The organism is Streptomyces sp. NPDC005485 (assembly GCF_040606085.1).
In the GTDB taxonomy this organism is placed as follows: Bacteria; Actinomycetota; Actinomycetes; order Streptomycetales; family Streptomycetaceae; genus Streptomyces.
Genome location: NZ_JBEXDZ010000046.1, coordinates 17,942 through 35,315, shown reverse-complemented (window position 1 = coordinate 35,315; position 17,374 = coordinate 17,942). Strand labels below are relative to the sequence as shown.

Annotated in this window: 19 protein-coding genes; 14 read left to right on the top strand and 5 right to left on the bottom strand. The window is 68.3% G+C overall.

The genetic code is table 11. The annotated features are described in order from the left end of the window. Positions 1-7: 7 nt before the first annotated feature. The 11 genes from ABZS97_RS17800 (at position 8) to ABZS97_RS17750 (ending at position 9,284) form a co-directional block, all read left to right on the top strand. Complete coding sequence (locus tag ABZS97_RS17800) at positions 8-175, top strand: hypothetical protein (protein ID WP_356138772.1); 168 nt, start codon at positions 8-10, stop codon at positions 173-175. 95 nt (positions 176-270) lie between these two features. Next, a complete protein-coding gene (locus tag ABZS97_RS17795; RefSeq protein WP_356138770.1) occupies positions 271-1,428 on the top strand; it encodes a hypothetical protein in 1,158 nt (385 codons plus the stop codon). Between the two features lie 105 nt (positions 1,429-1,533). Then, on the top strand, positions 1,534-2,175 hold the full coding sequence (locus ABZS97_RS17790) for a class I SAM-dependent methyltransferase (protein WP_356138768.1): 642 nt from the start codon (positions 1,534-1,536) through the stop codon (positions 2,173-2,175). A 199-nt stretch (positions 2,176-2,374) separates the two neighbouring features. Beyond that, positions 2,375-2,857 carry a hypothetical protein gene (locus tag ABZS97_RS17785; RefSeq protein ID WP_356138766.1) on the top strand — a complete coding sequence of 161 codons (483 nt, stop codon included), beginning with the start codon at positions 2,375-2,377 and terminating at the stop codon, positions 2,855-2,857. Between the two features lie 309 nt (positions 2,858-3,166). Then, positions 3,167-3,940 (top strand): HipA family kinase, encoded by a 774-nt coding sequence (locus ABZS97_RS17780; protein ID WP_356138764.1) that lies wholly within the window; start codon positions 3,167-3,169, stop codon positions 3,938-3,940. Continuing rightward, entirely contained in the window at positions 3,937-4,320 is a 384-nt protein-coding gene (locus ABZS97_RS17775; protein ID WP_356138761.1) for a DUF3037 domain-containing protein, read from the top strand. Before ABZS97_RS17780 ends, ABZS97_RS17775 begins: the two co-directional genes overlap by 4 nt. 148 nt (positions 4,321-4,468) lie before the next feature. Next, positions 4,469-5,230 (top strand): 3-oxoacyl-ACP reductase FabG, encoded by a 762-nt coding sequence (gene fabG / locus ABZS97_RS17770; RefSeq protein ID WP_356138759.1) that lies wholly within the window; start codon positions 4,469-4,471, stop codon positions 5,228-5,230. Between the two features lie 17 nt (positions 5,231-5,247). Further along, positions 5,248-6,009: an SDR family oxidoreductase gene (locus tag ABZS97_RS17765; protein ID WP_356138757.1), complete on the top strand. Its 762-nt coding sequence runs from the start codon at positions 5,248-5,250 to the stop codon at positions 6,007-6,009. A 247-nt stretch (positions 6,010-6,256) separates the two neighbouring features. Then, complete coding sequence (locus ABZS97_RS17760) at positions 6,257-7,837, top strand: ABC transporter substrate-binding protein (RefSeq protein WP_356138755.1); 1,581 nt, start codon at positions 6,257-6,259, stop codon at positions 7,835-7,837. Positions 7,838-7,926: 89 nt separating this feature from the next. Then, the gene (gene ung, locus ABZS97_RS17755) at positions 7,927-8,610 is read left to right on the top strand and encodes a uracil-DNA glycosylase (RefSeq protein WP_356138753.1); all 684 of its coding nucleotides are present in this window, start codon (positions 7,927-7,929) and stop codon (positions 8,608-8,610) included. A 122-nt stretch (positions 8,611-8,732) separates the two neighbouring features. Then, entirely contained in the window at positions 8,733-9,284 is a 552-nt protein-coding gene (locus ABZS97_RS17750) for a hypothetical protein (RefSeq protein WP_356138829.1), read from the top strand. A gap of 762 nt (positions 9,285-10,046) precedes the next feature. Here ABZS97_RS17750 and ABZS97_RS17745 read toward each other — a convergent pair. Continuing rightward, the gene (locus ABZS97_RS17745) at positions 10,047-10,559 is read right to left on the bottom strand and encodes a DinB family protein (protein ID WP_356138751.1); all 513 of its coding nucleotides are present in this window, start codon (positions 10,557-10,559) and stop codon (positions 10,047-10,049) included. Positions 10,560-10,771: 212 nt separating this feature from the next. On the opposite strand from ABZS97_RS17745, the gene ABZS97_RS17740 reads away from it, so the two are divergent. Continuing rightward, positions 10,772-11,683, top strand: coding sequence for a Gfo/Idh/MocA family oxidoreductase (locus tag ABZS97_RS17740; protein ID WP_356138749.1), 912 nt, complete (start codon positions 10,772-10,774; stop codon positions 11,681-11,683). On the opposite strand, the gene lnt is transcribed toward ABZS97_RS17740, so the two are convergent. Together lnt and ABZS97_RS17730 are read right to left on the bottom strand one after the other, a co-directional pair. Beyond that, positions 11,601-13,190 carry an apolipoprotein N-acyltransferase gene (lnt, locus tag ABZS97_RS17735; protein WP_356138746.1) on the bottom strand — a complete coding sequence of 530 codons (1,590 nt, stop codon included), beginning with the start codon at positions 13,188-13,190 and terminating at the stop codon, positions 11,601-11,603. The two genes, ABZS97_RS17740 and lnt, sit on opposite strands and share 83 nt — an antisense overlap. 70 nt (positions 13,191-13,260) lie before the next feature. Further along, the gene (locus ABZS97_RS17730; protein ID WP_356138744.1) at positions 13,261-13,746 is read right to left on the bottom strand and encodes a nuclear transport factor 2 family protein; all 486 of its coding nucleotides are present in this window, start codon (positions 13,744-13,746) and stop codon (positions 13,261-13,263) included. Between the two features lie 184 nt (positions 13,747-13,930). Between ABZS97_RS17730 and ABZS97_RS17725 the strand changes: the two genes are divergently transcribed. Beyond that, positions 13,931-15,064, top strand: coding sequence for a hypothetical protein (locus tag ABZS97_RS17725; protein ID WP_356138742.1), 1,134 nt, complete (start codon positions 13,931-13,933; stop codon positions 15,062-15,064). 133 nt (positions 15,065-15,197) lie between these two features. Here the strand turns inward: ABZS97_RS17725 and ABZS97_RS17720 are convergent, their stop codons facing one another. Then, entirely contained in the window at positions 15,198-15,377 is a 180-nt protein-coding gene (locus tag ABZS97_RS17720) for a hypothetical protein (RefSeq protein WP_356138740.1), read from the bottom strand. 454 nt (positions 15,378-15,831) lie between these two features. Between ABZS97_RS17720 and ABZS97_RS17715 the strand changes: the two genes are divergently transcribed. After that, entirely contained in the window at positions 15,832-16,458 is a 627-nt protein-coding gene (locus ABZS97_RS17715) for a carboxymuconolactone decarboxylase family protein (RefSeq protein WP_356138737.1), read from the top strand. On the opposite strand, the gene ABZS97_RS17710 is transcribed toward ABZS97_RS17715, so the two are convergent. Then, on the bottom strand, positions 16,455-17,330 hold the full coding sequence (locus ABZS97_RS17710; RefSeq protein WP_356138735.1) for an undecaprenyl-diphosphate phosphatase: 876 nt from the start codon (positions 17,328-17,330) through the stop codon (positions 16,455-16,457). The two genes, ABZS97_RS17715 and ABZS97_RS17710, sit on opposite strands and share 4 nt — an antisense overlap. Between the last annotated feature and the right edge of the window lie 44 nt (positions 17,331-17,374).

Sequence of the window (17,374 nt, the reverse complement as noted above, 5' to 3'; positions counted from 1 at the left end):
TGTTTCGATGACCACCGAAACCTTGGAAGCCGCGCGCAATGCGCAAGTGGCAACAACGCTGAACGCCATGCTGACCCAGGAGAGGCCAGTCGCTACGGCAGCTCCGGTGGACATTCTTTCGGGAAGCGACAGCGAAGCGGTCAACTTCACCTCCGCGTGGGAGACCGAAGACTGACCTGAGTCGACGGTGCGCGCGAAGAGTGAAAAACCTTCGCGCGCACCGTTACTACGTATTGCGCTGGAGTCTATTTCCTAGGAATGCCTCATACTATGGAAAACAGCGGTTTGACCGAAGATGTTTCCCGCGCCCATGGCGGGCCTGACAACCAGGTCTGGCGCGGCGTCTCGCTGATGCTCGATCAGTACATGCATCTCAATGATCAGGATCGAGTGCTCCTGCTGTACGCGCGCAGCGCACGTGAACCCGCCGCCTGGGTCGCGGCCGAGCTGGACATTCGCGGCATTCCCGCAATGCTCATGGATCTCGAAGGCCTGTCCGCCGCCGCGATCAAGCAGTCGCTCAGCAGCGCGAAATTCGGCCTGGACCAGATCACCGACCGGCTTCTCGTGCTCTGTATCGAATACGACATTGTCGCGCCGTCGGACGCGATTCGCGACGCACTGGAGCCGTTCTCCGGAAAGAGGACCGAAGTTTTCCGGACGGTGATGACCGGTGCGGAGTTCTTCAAGCAGGCGGTGACGACGTCGCCCGCCACCTTGAACAACATCAACGCCGGACTCCTGCACAATCTCAGGTCCGCCGAGCAGTTCAAGGTCAGAACGTCCTCCGGATCCGAGCTGGATGTCGTGCTGGATCCCGCGCGCTACCGCTGGGTGAGCAATCGCGGGCTCCACCGGGAGGGAGCCTTCGTGCTCCTGCCCGCAGGCGAGGTGGCGACCTACCCCGCGCAGATAAGCGGCACGCTCGTCGCGGACGGTGCGTTCAATTCGACCGCGTACACCACGCTCGACGCACGACTTCAGGAACACCCCGCCGTGTTCGAGATCGAAAACGGCATCATGGTGGACTACCAGTGCGACAGTCCCCAGGTCAAGAAATTGATCGAACGCTGCCTGCGGCTGCCGAACGCCGACCGGGTCGGCGAACTGGGATTCGGCACCAACATCGGCATCGAGCGGTTCATTTCCCTGAACTCGCATCTCAACGAGCGGTTCCCGAGCGTGCACATCGGCTTCGGGCAGAGCAATCAGGCGCGAGGTCTCGTCCACTCCTGCGACGTGCATGTCGACTTCATCACGTCCGACTGCGTGATCGAGATCGCCGGCCGGCCACCGCTGAGAAGTCAGGACTTCAAGGATCTGACCGGCGAGCACCCGGCCATCGAAGAAGGCGTGTTCGACGAGGATCTGGACGGCGACTGCTGCGGCCTCTTCTCACCGCACAACAACATCCAGTGCCTTACCTGAACCTGTCCCGTAAATGATCTTTGTGGCCGGCAGTTACAGGACGAGCCCTAGGCGGCAGGAAAAGTGACGCAGACTGGAATTCCCCTCTCACCCGACGGCTCTCCGGTGGAGTTCTACGCCCGCTTGTCGGCCGGCTCGAGCCCGACCCTGATCCACGATTCGATTCCGGCGGGCGCCGGCATCCTCGAGCTGGGTGCGGGCGCGGGGAGGATAACCCATCCTCTGCTGGAAATGGGTCACGAAGTGGTCGCGGTCGACGAATCGCCCGCAATGCTGGCGTACATCAAAGGTGCCGAAACTGTCGAATCCCGGATCCAAGACCTGGCGCTCGGTCGCCGATTCGACGTGGTTCTCCTGATGTCGCATCTGATCGAGAACCCGGATATCGAGCTGGCCCGGGCATTTCTCAGAATCTGCCGGGCCCATGTGAAGGACCAGGGACAGGTTCTTATCCAGCGGGACCCGCCGGAGCGGAGCTACGTCGACGAGCCGCCGTTCAAACGGGAGGTCGCGCCCGGGTGCACGATCACCATGCGCGACCTGAGCCAGGCGTCGTCCGGGCTACTGGCCTTCACCCTCGACTACGAGATCGACGGCTCGCATTGGTCGCAATCGGTCATCACCAGGCCTGTGGACGACGACTCCCTCGAACACGAACTGGCGCTGGCGGACCTGGAGATCGGCAGCTTCCTGAACCCGAACAGGTCCTGGGTCAGTGCCCGGCCCCGCACTGCCCCTCCGACCTGAACATCTGGATCCTGCTGGAGGCAATGCCGCAACTCTGTTGGTGATGTCGGGCGGTCAGGACATCCGCGCCAACTGCCCCGGCGAGAAGCCCGGTCGGCGGCACCCCTCCCGGTGCAGACCCGTGATCGTGGAGTATAGGAACGGCGCGTGCCGCCCTGTCATCCACGCTCGCCTGCCTGACCGGAAGGACCGCAGATCAGTGACACACAGTCTGCTGCTAATCATCGGCATCACTGCCGTGATCATGTGGAGTCAGTTCTCCGCGCGGCCGGTCCGGTCACTGACCTATGTGTGGGTCGCCCTCCTCATCGTGCGCGGCTGCGTTCCACCGGGTCCGAGTCGCATGACCTCGGCCGGAATCGCGTTCCTCGTCGCCGGGCTGATCGTTTCGGTCCTGGCCGGCGTCCTACGCGGTCGCACCATGCCGATATGGCGGGAAGGGGACGGGCGGCTGTACCGCAAGGGCGGTCGGGAGACGCTGCTGCTGTGGCTCGCCACCATCGCCGTCAAGCTGGGCCTGGGCGCCGTCGCGGAAGCCGCGTTTGATGAGCCGTTCAACGGAAACGCTCTGTGGCTCGGCCTGGGTGTCACGTTGGGTGTGCAGCATCTTGTGATGACGTACTACGGCCGTCGTCTGCCGGTACCGGAGTCAACGTCGCAACTATCGCTCGATACGCATTGATCAGGGCAATCAAGAGACCTTGGACCAGACACGTATCGAGATCCGGAGCGAGCTCAGGACAATCGTGTGGCGCGGTCGCTCGGGCGTGCCTCCCCTGCTGTCACGCTTGGTTACTATGCTCACTTCATGCCGGAGGCCGGAAGCAAGGGGCGCACCGCCGTTGACGGGCTGCTGGTGAGGTACGGAGGCGACTGTGCCCCTCGAAACTCCCCGGATTCCCCTCAGGGCTGATCGCGGACGTTTCTCCGGATTGCATCGCGTTGGATGTGCCGTGGAACGTAAGGCAAATGAACGATGGGGCCTTGGAGAATGCTGAGACAGGTCGCCGCCACCAGATACATCACGCCGCTGCGTGAGGGCGGCTCGCTGCCGGGGCTCGTCGAGGCCGACGATCTCGGCATGTACGTCATGAAGTTCACCGGCGCTGGGCAGGGCCGCAAGACGCTCGTCGCGGAGGTCGTCTGCGGTGAGCTCGCCCGCAGGCTGGGCCTGCGCGTGCCCGGGCTGGTGACGATCGGCCTCGACCCGGTGCTGGGCCTCGGCGAACCCGACCAGGAGGTGCAGGAGCTGCTCAAGTCCAGCGGTGGCACCAACCTCGGCATGGACTTCCTCTCCCGCGCGCTCGGCTTCGACCCCCTCGCCTTCACGGTGAGCCCCGAGGAGGCCGGCCGGATCGTCTGGTTCGACGCACTGGTCAACAACGTCGACCGCTCCTGGCGCAACCCCAACCTGCTGATGTGGCGCGGCGACCTGTGGCTCATCGACCACGGCGCCACCATGATCTGGCACCACAACTGGCCCGGCGCACGGACCTCCGCCGCCAAGCCGTACGACGCCTCCGACCACGCGCTCGCGCCCTTCGCACCGGACGTCGCCGCGGCCGCGGCCGAGCTGGCACCGCTGGTCACGGAGGACCTGCTCGCCGAGGTGACCGCCCAGATCCCGGAGGAGTGGCTGGCGGACGAGCCCGGCTTCGAGTCGACCGACGAACTCCGCCGCGCCTACGCGGAGCCGTTGCTCGCCCGGGCTGCCGACATCCACGCGCGCGTGAAGGTCGACGTACCGGTCAAGGGGGAGAAGTGAGCGAGCGGGACGTCTTCGAGTACGCGCTGCTGCGGGTGGTGCCGCGGGTCGAGCGCGGCGAGTACTTCAACGCGGGCGTGCTCGTGTACTGCCGCGCCCGGTCCTTCGTCATGGTCCGCACCCATCTGGACGAGACCAAGCTGCGGGCCCTCGACCCGGAGGCGGACGTCGCGGGCGTCCGGGCCGCACTCGGTGCCGTCGAGAGCGTCTGCGCCGGAGGCGAGGTAGCCGGACAGGCGGCGCGCGACGACGCCGGCCGGCGTTTCCGCTGGTTGATCGCGCCCCGGTCGACGGTCGTGCAGCCGGGGCCGGTGCACACCGGGCTCACCGCCGATCCGCGGGCCGAGCTGGAGCGGCTGCTCGACCTGCTGGTCAGGTAATGGATCACACCGGCGCCGCGGGCCGTTGACACCGAGTGCCAGGGCTTCTAGCGTCACCTCCACTGAAGGTACTAAGCGGTCGCTCACCGGACGGGCGTACCGTGGGAGCCGTAGGCAGGGCTTTTCCCAAGGGCGAGGAGAACCAGCAATGTCCACCACTGAGCAGCGCGTCGCCGTAGTCACCGGCGCCGCGCGCGGCATCGGCGCCGCGACCGCCGTACGACTGGCAGCCGAGGGCCGCGCCGTCGCGGTGATCGACCTCGACGAGGCCGCGTGCAAGGACACCGTGGAGAAGATCACCGCGGCGGGCGGCAAGGCCCTCGCGGTGGGCTGCGACGTCTCCGACGAGGCCCAGGTCGAGGCCGCCGTCGCGCGCATCGCCGAGGAGCTCGGGGCGCCGACGATCCTGGTGAACAACGCGGGTGTGCTCCGCGACAACCTGCTGTTCAAGATGAGCGCGTCCGACTGGGACACGGTCATGAACGTGCACCTGCGCGGCGCCTTCCTGATGGCCAAGGCCATCCAGAAGCACATGGTCGACGCGAAGTTCGGCCGGATCGTGAACCTGTCGTCGTCCTCGGCGCTCGGCAACCGCGGCCAGGCCAACTACTCCACCGCGAAGGCGGGCCTGCAGGGCCTCACCAAGACCCTCGCGATCGAGCTCGGCAAGTTCGGCGTCACCGCCAACGCCGTCGCACCCGGCTTCATCGTCACCGACATGACCGCCGCCACCGCCGCCCGGGTCGGCATGGGCTTCGAGGAGTTCCAGGCCGCCGCGGCGACCCAGATCCCCGTGCAGCGCGTGGGCTTCCCCGACGACATCGCGAACGCCATCGCCTTCTTCACCGGCGACGACGCGGGCTTCGTCTCGGGCCAGGTGCTGTACGTGGCCGGCGGACCGCTCAACTAGGGCCGGGGGACACCGACATGACTGCACTTCCCGAACTCTCCGGCAAGGTCGCCCTCATCACGGGCGCCAGCCGCGGCATCGGCTACGGCGTCGCGGAGGCCCTGATCGCCCGCGGCGACCGCGTCTGCATCACCGGACGCAACGAGGACGCCCTCAAGGAGGCCGTCGAGGCGCTCGGCGCCGAGCGCGTCATCGGCGTCGCGGGCAAGGCCCACGACGAGGCTCACCAGGCCGCCGCCGTCGAGCGCACCATGGAGGCCTTCGGCCGCGTCGACTACTTGGTCAACAACGCCGGCACGAACCCGGTGTTCGGCCCGATGGCCGACCTCGACCTGGGCGTGGCGCGCAAGGTCTACGAGACGAACGTGATCTCGGCGCTCGGCTTCGCCCAGCTGACCTGGAAGGCCTGGCAGAGCGAGAACGGCGGCGCGATCGTCAACATCGCCTCCGTGGCGGGCGTGGCCCCCTCGCCGTTCATCGGCGCGTACGGCATGAGCAAGGCCGCGATGATCAACCTGACCGTGCAGCTGGCGCACGAGTTCGCGCCGAAGGTGCGGGTCAACGCGATCGCCCCCGCCGTCGTGAAGACCAAGTTCGCGCAGGCCCTCTACGAGGGACGCGAGGAGGAGGCCGCCGCGGCCTACCCGCTCGGCCGGCTCGGCGTGCCCGCCGACATCGGCGGCGCCGCCGCATTCCTCACCTCGCAGCAGTCGGACTGGGTCACCGGCCAGACGCTCGTGGTGGACGGTGGCATCTTCCTCAACGCCGGGGTCGGCTGACCTCCGCGGGAACAGTGACGCCGAGGCCGCTGACCTCGGCGGGAACGTCGGTGCGGGCGCGCCGGACGAGAAGCGCGCCCGTGCCGATGTACAACAGGTGCTGCTCGACATACAACAACCGCACAGGTCTCTGACAACGTCGTCATATGCGCGCTGATCAAGTGCCCGCGTTGGGAAGGGGTTCACCCGGCGTGGCACTGCGGTATGGTCTGCCGACCCTTGGTATGGCAGATCGAGGAGCGAGCGCGTGTTCAACCGGAACCAATGTCTGCGGCAACTGGCGGCGATCACGTCCATATCCCTGGTGGCCGGATGTGGTGTGCTCTCCTCGGGATCGTCCGACGACAAGGGACCGATCGTCGTGGGCACGACCAGTGCCCCCAGCACACTGGATCCGGCCGCCTCCTGGGACGGCTCCTGGGAGTTGTTCCGCAACATCTACCAGACGCTGCTGAGCTACCCCTCCGGTGCGACGACGCCCCAGCCCGACGCGGCCGAGAGCTGCAAGTTCACGGACACCGCGAACCGCACCTACCGCTGCATCCTGCGCTCGGACATGAAGTTCTCCGACGGTGACACGCTCGACGCGAGGTCCGTCAAGTACTCCATCGACCGCATCAGGAAGATCAACGTGAAGGGCGGCCCTGCGGGCCTGCTGGGAAGCCTCGACCGGGTCCAGGCACTGGGCGACCGTGAGCTCGTCTTCCATCTCAACAAGTCCGACGCGACCTTCCCGTTCGTCCTCGCGACGCCCGCCATGTCGATCGTCGACCCCGACGACTATCCCGCCGACTCCCTGCGCAAGGACGGCAAGGTCTTCGGGTCCGGGCCGTACAGCCTGAAGTCCTACGAGGACGGCAAGCAGGCCGAACTCGTCACCAACGACCACTACAAGGGCTTCGCCCAGCGCAGGAATGACGCGGTCACCATCCGCTACTTCCAGAGCTCGGCCCCGATGGTCAAGGCGCTCAAGGACAAGAAGATCGACGTCACCTACCGCGGTCTCGCCGCCTCGGACGTCGTCTCGCTCCAGGCACACGCGTCGCAGGAGGGTCTCGAACTCGTCGAGAACGCGGGCATCGAGATCAGCTATCTGGTGTTCAACCCGAAGGACCCGTGGGCGAAGAAGCCCGCGGTCCGCAAGGCGATCGCGCAGATCATCGACCGGCCGGCCATCGCGCACAAGGTCTACAAGGACACCGTCGACCCGCTGTACTCCATGGTCCCGGCGGGACTGGCGGGGCACAGCACCGCCTACTTCGACGACTTCGGCGAACCCAGTTCCTCCAAGGCCCGCAAGCTCCTCCTGGAAGCCGGCATCACCGGCCACGTCCCCCTCACGCTCTGGTACACGACCGACCGGTACGGCTCCGAGACCCGCCCGGAGTTCGAGGAACTGAAGCAGCAGCTCGAGGACTCCGGCCTGTTCAAGGTCACTCTCAAGAGCCGCCCCTGGAAGACGTACGAAGCGGGGTACCGCAAGGGCGAGTACCAGGTGTTCGGACGCGGCTGGTTCCCCGACTTCCCGGATGCCGACAACTTCATCGCACCCTTCGTGGGTGATCAGAACGCACTCGGGACGCCCTACCCGGCCCCGCAGATCACCAACACCCTGCTGCCCGAGTCGCGGCGCCAGAGCGACCGGGGCGCCGTGGTCAAGGAGTTCCAGGAGGCCCAGCAGATCCTCGTCGACGACGCCCGGCTGCTGCCGCTGTGGCAGGGCAAGCAGTACGTCGCCGTCAGCGAGGAGATCGCCGGAGCCGAGCAGGCCCTCGACCCGTCGACGATCATGATGATGTGGGAGCTGGACCGCAAGACCAGCTGGTAGCCCCGGCAGCCCGGGGGTCGGATCCGATTGTCAGTGGTCGCCTGTAGGTTCTGTTGCCTGGAAGTGATCGCACAACGGAGGAAGTTGACGTGACCGACACCGCCATGCTGCCCGAGTCCTGGCAAGGCGTCCTGGGCGAGCAGCTGCAGCAGCCCTACTTCAAGGAACTCACCGAGTTCGTCGAGGAGGAGCGTGCGAAGGGTCCCGTCCACCCTCCGCGGGAAGAGGTCTTCGCCGCGCTCGACGCGACGCCGTACGAGCGGGTGAAGGTGCTGATCCTCGGTCAGGACCCCTATCACGGCGAGGGCCAGGGGCACGGCCTCTGCTTCTCCGTCCGGCCCGGCGTGAAGATCCCCCCGTCGCTGCGCAACATCTACAAGGAGATGAACGCGGAGCTGGGCACCCCCGTTCCCGACAACGGCTACCTGATGCCGTGGGCCCAGCAGGGAGTCCTGCTGCTCAACGCGGTGCTCACGGTGCGCGGCGGCGAGGCCAACTCGCACAAGGCCAAGGGCTGGGAGCGTTTCACGGACGCGGTGATCCGCGCGGTGGCCGACCGTCCCGACCCGGCGGTCTTCGTCCTGTGGGGCAACTACGCGCAGAAGAAGCTGCCGCTGATCGACGAGGAGCGGCACATCGTCGTCAAGGGCGCGCACCCCTCGCCGCTGTCCGCGAAGAAGTTCTTCGGCTCGCGCCCCTTCACACAGATCAACGAGGCGGTCGCGAAGCAGGGCCACGACCCCATCGACTGGACCGTCCCGAACCTGGGCTGACCGGCATGCCACCGGGCCGGGACCGTCACCGGCCTGGCCCAGTGGCGTACGGAGCCGCCTGAGCGTGATTGTCAGCGGCTGCCGTTAGCGTCTGAGGGACAGTGACGAGCCTGGAGGACGCGGTGGCGGAGCAACAGGAGCAGGCGGCACCGGACGCCATGATGACCCGGATCGGACAGGTCGTCATGTTGCACCACGGCGGCGACCGCGAGGAGGCTCGGGGCCGCTTCCTGGACCTGTGGGCGGAGATCGGGGAGGACGGAGACCCCCTGCACCGCTGCACGCTCGCCCACTACATGGCGGACACCCAGGACGACCCCTGCGACGAACTCGCCTGGGACCTGAGGGCGTTGTCGGCCGCCGACGAGATCAGCGACGGTCGGGTCGCCGCGCATCACCGCTCCCTCGCGGTGCACGCGTTCTACCCGTCGTTGCATCTGAATCTCGCCGCGGACTATGTGAAGCTCGGCCGTGGCGAGGCCGCCCGCAGCCATCTGCGCCGGGCCCGCGGAGCCGACGGCGCCCTCGGTGACGATCCCTACGGGGACGGCGTGCGAGCGGCGATCGGCCGCCTGGAGCTGCAGCTCGCGGGAGACGGCATGTCGGCGGAGGAGTCACGGCCCTTCGACGGTCCCGGAGGGGAGACGCTCGGGCCGCCGCGACAGCGGCCGTAGCGTCGTCCGTCCTCGAAATCAGGTGTACGGGTCCGGCCCGTTCGTCAACGGCCGTACGTTTGCCTGCAGATGACCGCCTGCGGGCTGTCCGCCTTCCAGCCGCCGTACTTTCGGCCGAGGGCACACACATCCTGCTGGTTCATCGGTACGCCCTTGGGCGCGGCCGGGGTGACGGTGCGCGGGGCGGGACGGTGCGGCTCCCGTCGCTCCTTCGGCTGGGGGAGGGTGTGCCGGCGACGTGGAGTGGTCCCCGTCGCCTCTTCGGGTGCGGGGCCGGCCGACGGTCGCGTCGCTCGCGTGTCCGGTGACGGCTTCCTGGACGGCCCGATGAGCTCCAGTGCCTCCCGGGCCGGTGCCTGCACGATCTGCGGCTCTGTTCTCTGCGGCCCTGCCTTGCCGTCAGGGCGGGGCGCCGACGGCCGCGACGGCGCGGCCGCCGGGCCGGGGACGGGCGGTCGCTGGACGGTCACACAGCCGGAGAGGGCCGTGACAGCCACGGTGACCAGGAGCGTTGCGGTGGTCCTCGTTCGATGCACCCGCGCAACTCTGCTGGGTCCGCACCGCTTTGGGGGAGCGGACAAGCGGAGGATGCCCCGCACGGGTGATCCTTCCGCTCCTCCGGTGGGCGTCGGCGCGTCCGGTGTGACGCCGGACAGGCCCTAGGGGACCTCTGACGGATCAGCGCGGAAGAAGGAGCGGCGTTCGGTGCGTGCTCTCGGCGTGCCGGGCGTCTCGACGCCGCGAAGATCCGTCAGAATCCCCCTAGTCGCCGGTGGCGCCGTCGATGCGCTCCCGGATCAGGTCGGCGTGACCGTTGTGACGCGCGTACTCCTCGATCATGTGGGTGTAGATCCAGCGCAGGTTGAAGGGGGTGCCGGTGGACTTGCTCGTGCCCTTGGAGAAGTCGTCCAGGGCGAACCGCGCCGCGTTGTGCCGGGCGATCTCTATCTCGCTCTGCCAGGTCGCGTGCGCCTCGTCCCAGGTGTCCGCCTCGGTGAGGTGGAACTCGCCGTCCGGGTCCTCGTCACTGAAATAGATCGGCCCGGGGTCGTCGTCCACGAGAACCTTGCGGAACCAGCCTCGCTCCACCTCCGCCATGTGCCGTACGAGACCGAGCAGGGACAACTCGGAGGGCGGCACGGATGCGGTTCTGAGCTGGGCGTCGTCCAGGCCCGCGCACTTCGTCGCGAGGGTCCCGCGGTGGTAGTCGAGCCAGCCCTCCAGCATGGTGCGCTCGTCGGCGTCTGTGGAGGGTTCGGTGCGATCGATGGTCATGGCCACATCTTTACGGATCGCGGGGGAGCGGGCGCGGTGTTTTCTGTGGGGCGGGGTCCGTGGAACCCCGCGCCCTTCCTGCGCGGCTTCGACGACATCGCCGGCTGGGGGTCGCCCCGGTCGCCGTATGCTTCCGGGGGAGGCCGAGAACCAGGCCCGCACCCGGTAGCCGGGGCCCTGGAACCCGGCGAGCACCCCCTGAGGAGACCCCTGTGAAGGTCGGCTGCATCGGACTCGGCGACATCGCGCAGAAGGCCTACCTGCCGGTCCTCGGCGTGCAGCCCGGGGTGGAGCTGCACCTCCAGACGCGTACGCCGGGAACACTCGCCCGGGTCGCCGACACGCTCCACCTCCCGGACGCGCAGCGCCACACGGACCTCGACCGGCTGCTCGCCCAGGGCCTCGACGCGGCGTTCGTGCACGCGCCGACCGCCGTGCACCCCGAGATCGTGACGCGGCTCCTGGAATCGGGCGTACCGACGTACGTCGACAAGCCGCTCGCGTACGAACTCGCCGACTCCGAGCGCCTGGTGCGGCTCGCGGAGGAGCGCAACGTCAGTCTCGCCGTCGGCTTCAACCGACGCTACGCACCCGCGTACGCGCAGTGCGCCGACCACCCGCGTGAGCTGATCCTGATGCAGAAGAACCGCATCGGGCTGCCCGAGGAGACCCGCTCGATGATCCTCGACGACTTCATCCACGTCGTGGACACGCTGCGGTTCCTGGCGCCGGGTCCGGTCGACGACGTGACCGTGCGGGCCCGGGTCGAGGACGGGCTGCTGCACCATGTCGTCCTGCAGCTCGCCGGCGACGGCTTCACCGCGCTCGGTGTGATGAACCGGCTCAGCGGCTCCGCGGAGGAGATCCTTGAGGTCTCCGGGCAGGACACCAAGCGCCAGGTGCTCAATCTCGCCGAGGTCGTCGACCACAAGGGGCAGCCGACCGTACGGCGGCGCGGGGACTGGGTGCCGGTGGCCCGGCAGCGCGGCATCGAGCAGGTGGTGCTCGCCTTCCTCGACGCCGTCCGCGCGGGCAAGGTGCTCAGCGCCCGGGACGCGCTGGCGACTCACGAACTGTGCGAGCGGGTGGTACGGACGATCCAGGAGCGGTCCGCCGCAGCCTGAGCGTGCGAGCGCCCTCCGTGGCGCACAGGGCGGCCAGCACCAGCAGCGCCGCGTGCACCGGCCAGTCGCCGAACCGGACGTACGGCGTGACGCCCCGCGCCAGCGGCACGTCGTACACCGCCGAGGTGCTCGCACCCGTGCCGAGCCAGGAGCCGACCCGCTCGCCGCTGGGACCGTAGACGGCGGAGACGCCGGTCAGTGTCGCGTGCACCATCGAGCGGCCGGTCTCGGCGGCCCGCAGCGCCGCCAGTGACGCGTGCTGCTTGGGAGCCCAGCTCTGCTGGAACGACGACGTCGACGACTGCGCGAGGAGCACCTCGGCGCCGTCCTCGGCCAGATGCCGGCTCATGTCGGGGAACGCCGACTCGAAGCACACCATCGGGCCCACCCGCAGCCCGTGCCCGACGTCCATCACCACTTGCTCGCTACCGCGCCTGCGGTCCTCGCCCGCCGCCTTGCCGACCGAGGTGGCCCAGCCCAGCAGGGAACGCGCGGGGATGTACTCGCCGAAGGGGACCAGTCGCATCTTGTCGTAGCGGTCGCCGGTCGGGCCCTGGGGTCCCACCAGGACCGAACTCTTGTAGATGCCGGGCCGGTCGGAGCGTCGGGCGTCCACGTTCACGAGGATGTCGGCGTTCAGTTCACGAGAGAGTTTGGAAATCCTACTCGCCAGGTCGGGGCGGTCGGCGAGGTCGACGCCGATGCTGCTCTCGCCCCACACGATCAGGTCCACGTCCTGGCCGGCCAGCGCACGGGTTAGCTGCTCCTCACGCGCGAACCGCTTGTCACCGCTGTCCATGCCGTCGACGACACCGGGTTGCACGACGGCGATCCGCACCCTGCCGTCCGCCTCGGGGCGCGGCGCCCACACCCAGGCCGCCGACGTCGCGGCGGCCGTGGCGACCAGCCCGGCGACGGCGGGAATGGCCACGGCGGGGATACGGGACTCCCGCACCGACACGAGTACGGCGAGCGCGACGTTGACAGCGACCACCAGGAAGCTGAGCAGCCACACCCCGCCGACCGAGGCCAGCCGCAGCGCGGGCTCCACCTGCCACTGGCTGGACCCGAGCAGACCCCATGGCCCGCCCAACCCCTGCCAGGACCGGACGAGTTCGACCATCAGCCAGCCCGAGGGCACGACCACGAGCGCGGCGGTGACCTGCCCGCCCGACGGCACGCCTGCGAGGAACCGGCGCACGAGCCAGCCCCACGGAGCCCACAGCGCGCCGAGCAGCGCCGCGATCAGCACCGTGAAGACATGCAGGCTCGGCAGCAGCCAGTGGTGCACGGCCAGCATGAACCCGAGTCCGCCGAGCCATCCGTCGTACGCGGCTCGCTTGCCCGTGGGCGCCGAGCGGACGAGCAGGATCCACGGGACCAGGGCGACGTACGCGAACCACCACAAGGACGGGGCAGGAAAGGCGAATACGGGCAGGGCTCCGGCCAGTGCGGCGAGCGTTCCGCGCCGCCACGGGGAGGCGAGCCAACTGCTGGGCATCTTCATACGGCGCCTCCCTACCCCATGGGTGCCTTCAGTGTGCGCGTCGGAGACGATCTCCGACAGGGGGCCTGCTTCAGGAGGGGGCGGGCTCCGGGCGGTGCTGCGGGGCGAGGCGCCACTTCTCCTCGACGACCACGGCGCGCAACCGCCAGCCGTCGTCCGTGCGCAGCAGCCCGAACGTGTAGCGGCCGCCGCACACGAAGTCGGGTGTGGTGGACCCCCCGTCGTGCCCCGCGAACCGCATCGGATTGACGTAGTCGGCCCGGACGCGGGCCGTGTCACCGGTGTCCTGGTCCAGAATCCCGAACCGCACGCGCCGGTTCACGATCAGATGCTGGCGCATGGGAAACAACTGCATGCTCTGCGCGAGCCACCCCGAAACGTCTGTGGCGTCTCCTTCGATGCCGCCGGCCGAGCGGTAGTCCGCACGCCCGTCCGGCGTGAACAGCCCTCGGTAGGCCTCCCAGTCACCGTCGTCCACCGCCACCGCGTACTCGGTGACGAGTTCGTCGACGGCAAGCCGGTCCATCACCGTCGCAAGCTCCACACGCTGCGTCATCGGCACAGTGTTGGCCACGGAACGTGCCACGCCAAGGGGGTGTGCAGTGATATTCGGCAGCCCCGGCCGCTTCCCGCGCCACATGTTGACACCGGCGAACGATCAATCCCCCCACCGGTTTCCCCTCGGTCCCTCAGCCGACCGGGCACGTTTGATGTCAGTGGCCTCTTCTACGCTGCCGGTCATGAGCAGATGGATGCGGAACACTCACTTGCTGGTGGAACAGGCCGCCCTGTACCACGACCTCGCCGGGCGCGGTGATCTGCAGGAGCTGTCCCGCGCCGTCATGCGGGCCGCCTGCAACAACGGTTCCATGACGGGCGTAGGGGTCGAGAACATGGAGGCGTTGCGGGGGCTGCCCGACGATGACCGGCTGGAGCTCGCGGGCATCTGGGCGCGTTGGTACGCCCATGTGGAGAACGAGGGGACGGCCGAGGAATTCAGGCGGGACGTCGACTACCTCCATACCGAACTGCTCACGATCGCTTCCGGAGTTGCCTCCGGCCTGGATGGGGACCTGCTTGCCGCCGAACGTCAGGAACGGCTGTTCAGGTTGAGCGACCAGTACGTCATCTGGTCGTCCCACCGGATCTGGGAACTGGCCGATGCGGAACTCGCAGCCGGGCGTACTCCCGATCCCGCGATCCTGGCCGCCTTCCGGCGGACAAACGCTGCGGCGACCCTGCCAGGTGTCCGGCGCACCCATGCGGCCGCGAACGGCACGGAACCCGGAATGCGGAATCTGCTGGCCAAGTGCCCTGGTCCGGTGCTCAATCCCGGGGAGCCGTGGGCCGACCAGGCGCTCAAGGAAGTGACCGCTGGGGGAGAGCCGTGGCAGCGGTTGCTGGCCCATGCCGCCCCGGTGACCGCCACCGCACCGTCGGCGAAGTGGAGACAGACCGCACTGGCTCTGCTGGACGCCGCCGGCCCGGAGGCGGTACGGCGAGCTGTGCTGGAGTGGTTCGAGCTGGCTTGCCTGGATCGGACGATCCCGCTTGTCGGCCATCCGCACCTCGCGTTCGATGTGAACGCGCGCTTCGACCCCTACAACGCCCATGTTCTGCGTGGGCTTGCCTGGATGCTCTCTTTCCTTCCGCCTCAACCGGACACCGTCCTCGCCCTCGTCGGCCTCGTCGAGACCTCCTTGGACCATCGGTCAGGAGACGCTCCCCGCTCGCCCGAAGTGGCCGAGGCGGGCATCGTTGCCCTGGCTCGGATCGGGGACCGGGCGGCACGGACGGAGCTGGAGAGCCTGAGCAGGTGGGTCACGCACGAGGGAACGTTGCGGCGCATAGACAAAGCGCTCGCCGCTCACTGATCAGGCCGCAGCTTCCTCGGCAGCAGCGACCTCGCCAGGCCCTGTTCGGGTCGCCGGGGGCGGTGTGTCCTCACGCCCTCAAGGCCTGGACTCCTCAGGCCCCGTGCAGTGGTGCGCGCCGGAGCCTTCCGTCTCAGGCCGCCTCGACGACCTCACCGCGGATCGCCGCGGCCCATTCCACGACCAGCAGTTCGTACTCCGCGCGCTCCTGAGCCGACAAGGAGCCGCTGGTGCGTATCCACAGCGCGCGGATCTGCTCGTTTAACGCGGCGGAGGAACGCACGGAACCAGGGGAGATGGAATCGGGGGACATGCCGACAAGCCTAGGGGCAAGGACTGACACTGCGCTACCAGTCGGCTACTCATGACGTATGTGGTTGGTCACGGCCGGGCGGGTGCCGGGGCGGTCAACTTGGCTGGATCAGCGAGGACTTGGACGGGCTGTTCGGGCGGAATCGCGAGCACTTGACGCAGTGCCTCACTCCCGGTCCGCCCAGGCGTGGGGCCACGTCAGCAGCGGTCCCGGAAGCCGATCGGGGCCCGCCGCGGGTACGGGCGTCCCGGAGGGCGCCGCAGCCGGGACGGGCGTCGTGGACAAGTGCGTACCTCTCCGCGGAAGTTGTTCAGGCCGACCGAAGTCGTCCAAGCCGCACCCTTGCGCTTCGATTTCAGAAGCGCAAGGGTGCAGTCATGGAGCCGATGAAACCGATGAAATCAACGAAGCCGGTAGTGCGGCTGTGAAGCAGCGCGAAGCCGGTAACGCGGCCATGAACCAGCGCATTGACGGCGTCACGCCGCCCTACGAGCCGGAGACCGACCGCGCGCTGCACCGCTGGATGCCACCGGGCGTCACCCGCGAACCCCTGATGCTGTTCAAGGTCCTCGAACGCCACCCCGAACTCGCCGCGCGCATGCGGGCACTCGGTGCGGGACTCCTGGTCCACGGGCGGCTCGGCGATGCCGACCGGGAACTCGTGATCGCCCGCGTCACCGCACTCTGCGGCTGCGCCTACGAGTGGGGCGTGCACATCGCGACGTACGCCGAACCGGCCGGACTCACCCCGGAACAGGTCGCTCTCACCGCGACCGGCGGCCCCGAGGACCCGGCCTGGTCCCCTCGGCAGACAGCCCTGCTCCACGCCGTGGACGAACTCCACGCCACGTCGCACCTGAGCGACTCGGCGTGGCACGGCCTGCGTGCTCATCTCGACGAGCGCGAGGCCCTGGAACTGCTGGTCCTCGCGGGGTGGTACCGCACCATCGCATACGTCGCGAACGGGGTGCGGGTCGAGCAGGAACCCTGGGCGGCCCCCTTTCCGGAGGCCCTGGACGGGCCTGACTCTCCGGACAGGAAGGGGCTGCCAGGCGGCCTGGGGGCCCCGGACGGGCGTTAGCCCGCCGACTCCGCGGCGTGCGGGCTCAGCGCGCCCGTCATCACCAGCGCGATGATCACGATGCCGAGGGCGATCCGGTACCAGACGAACGGCATGAAGCTCTTGTGCGAGATGAACTTCATGAACCACGCGATGACCGCGTAACCGACCGCGAACGCGATGATCGTGGCGAAGACGGTCGGGCCCCAGGAGATGTGGCCCTCCTCCGCGGCGTCCTTCAACTCGAAGGCGCCCGAGGCGAGTACGGCCGGCATGGCGAGGAGGAAGGAGTAACGGGCCGCCGCCTCGCGGGAGTAGCCCATGAACAGGCCGCCGCTGATCGTGGCGCCGGACCGCGAGACGCCCGGGATCAACGCCATCGCCTGGCAGATGCCGTAGAGCAGGCCGTCCTTGGTGTTGAGGTCCTCAAGTGTCTTGCGCTGCTTGGCCGCGCGGTGTCTGCCGCCGGTCTCGTCGCGGGCCGCGAGCCGGTCGGCGATGCCGATGACCACGCCCATGACGATCAGCATCGTCGCGGTGATCCGCAGATCGCGGAACGGGCCCTCGATCTGGTCCTTGAGCGTCACCCCGAGCAGACCGATCGGAATCGAGCCGACGATCACCAGCCAGCCCATCTGGGCGTCGTGATCGCTCCGCATCGCCTTGTTCGTGAGTGAGCGGGACCACGCCGCGAGAATCCGCCCGACGTCCTTGCGGAAGTAGATCAGCACCGCGGCCTCCGTGCCGAGCTGCGTGATCGCCGTGAACGCCGCACCCGGGTCCTTCCAGCCCGCGAACGCCGCGGTCAGCCGCAGATGCGCACTGGAGGAGACGGGAAGGAACTCGGTCAGCCCCTGGACGAGTCCGAGGATGAGGGATTCAAACCAAGACATGAAGTTACGGGATCCAAGTGCTGATCGTGGAAGGGGCGACGGAA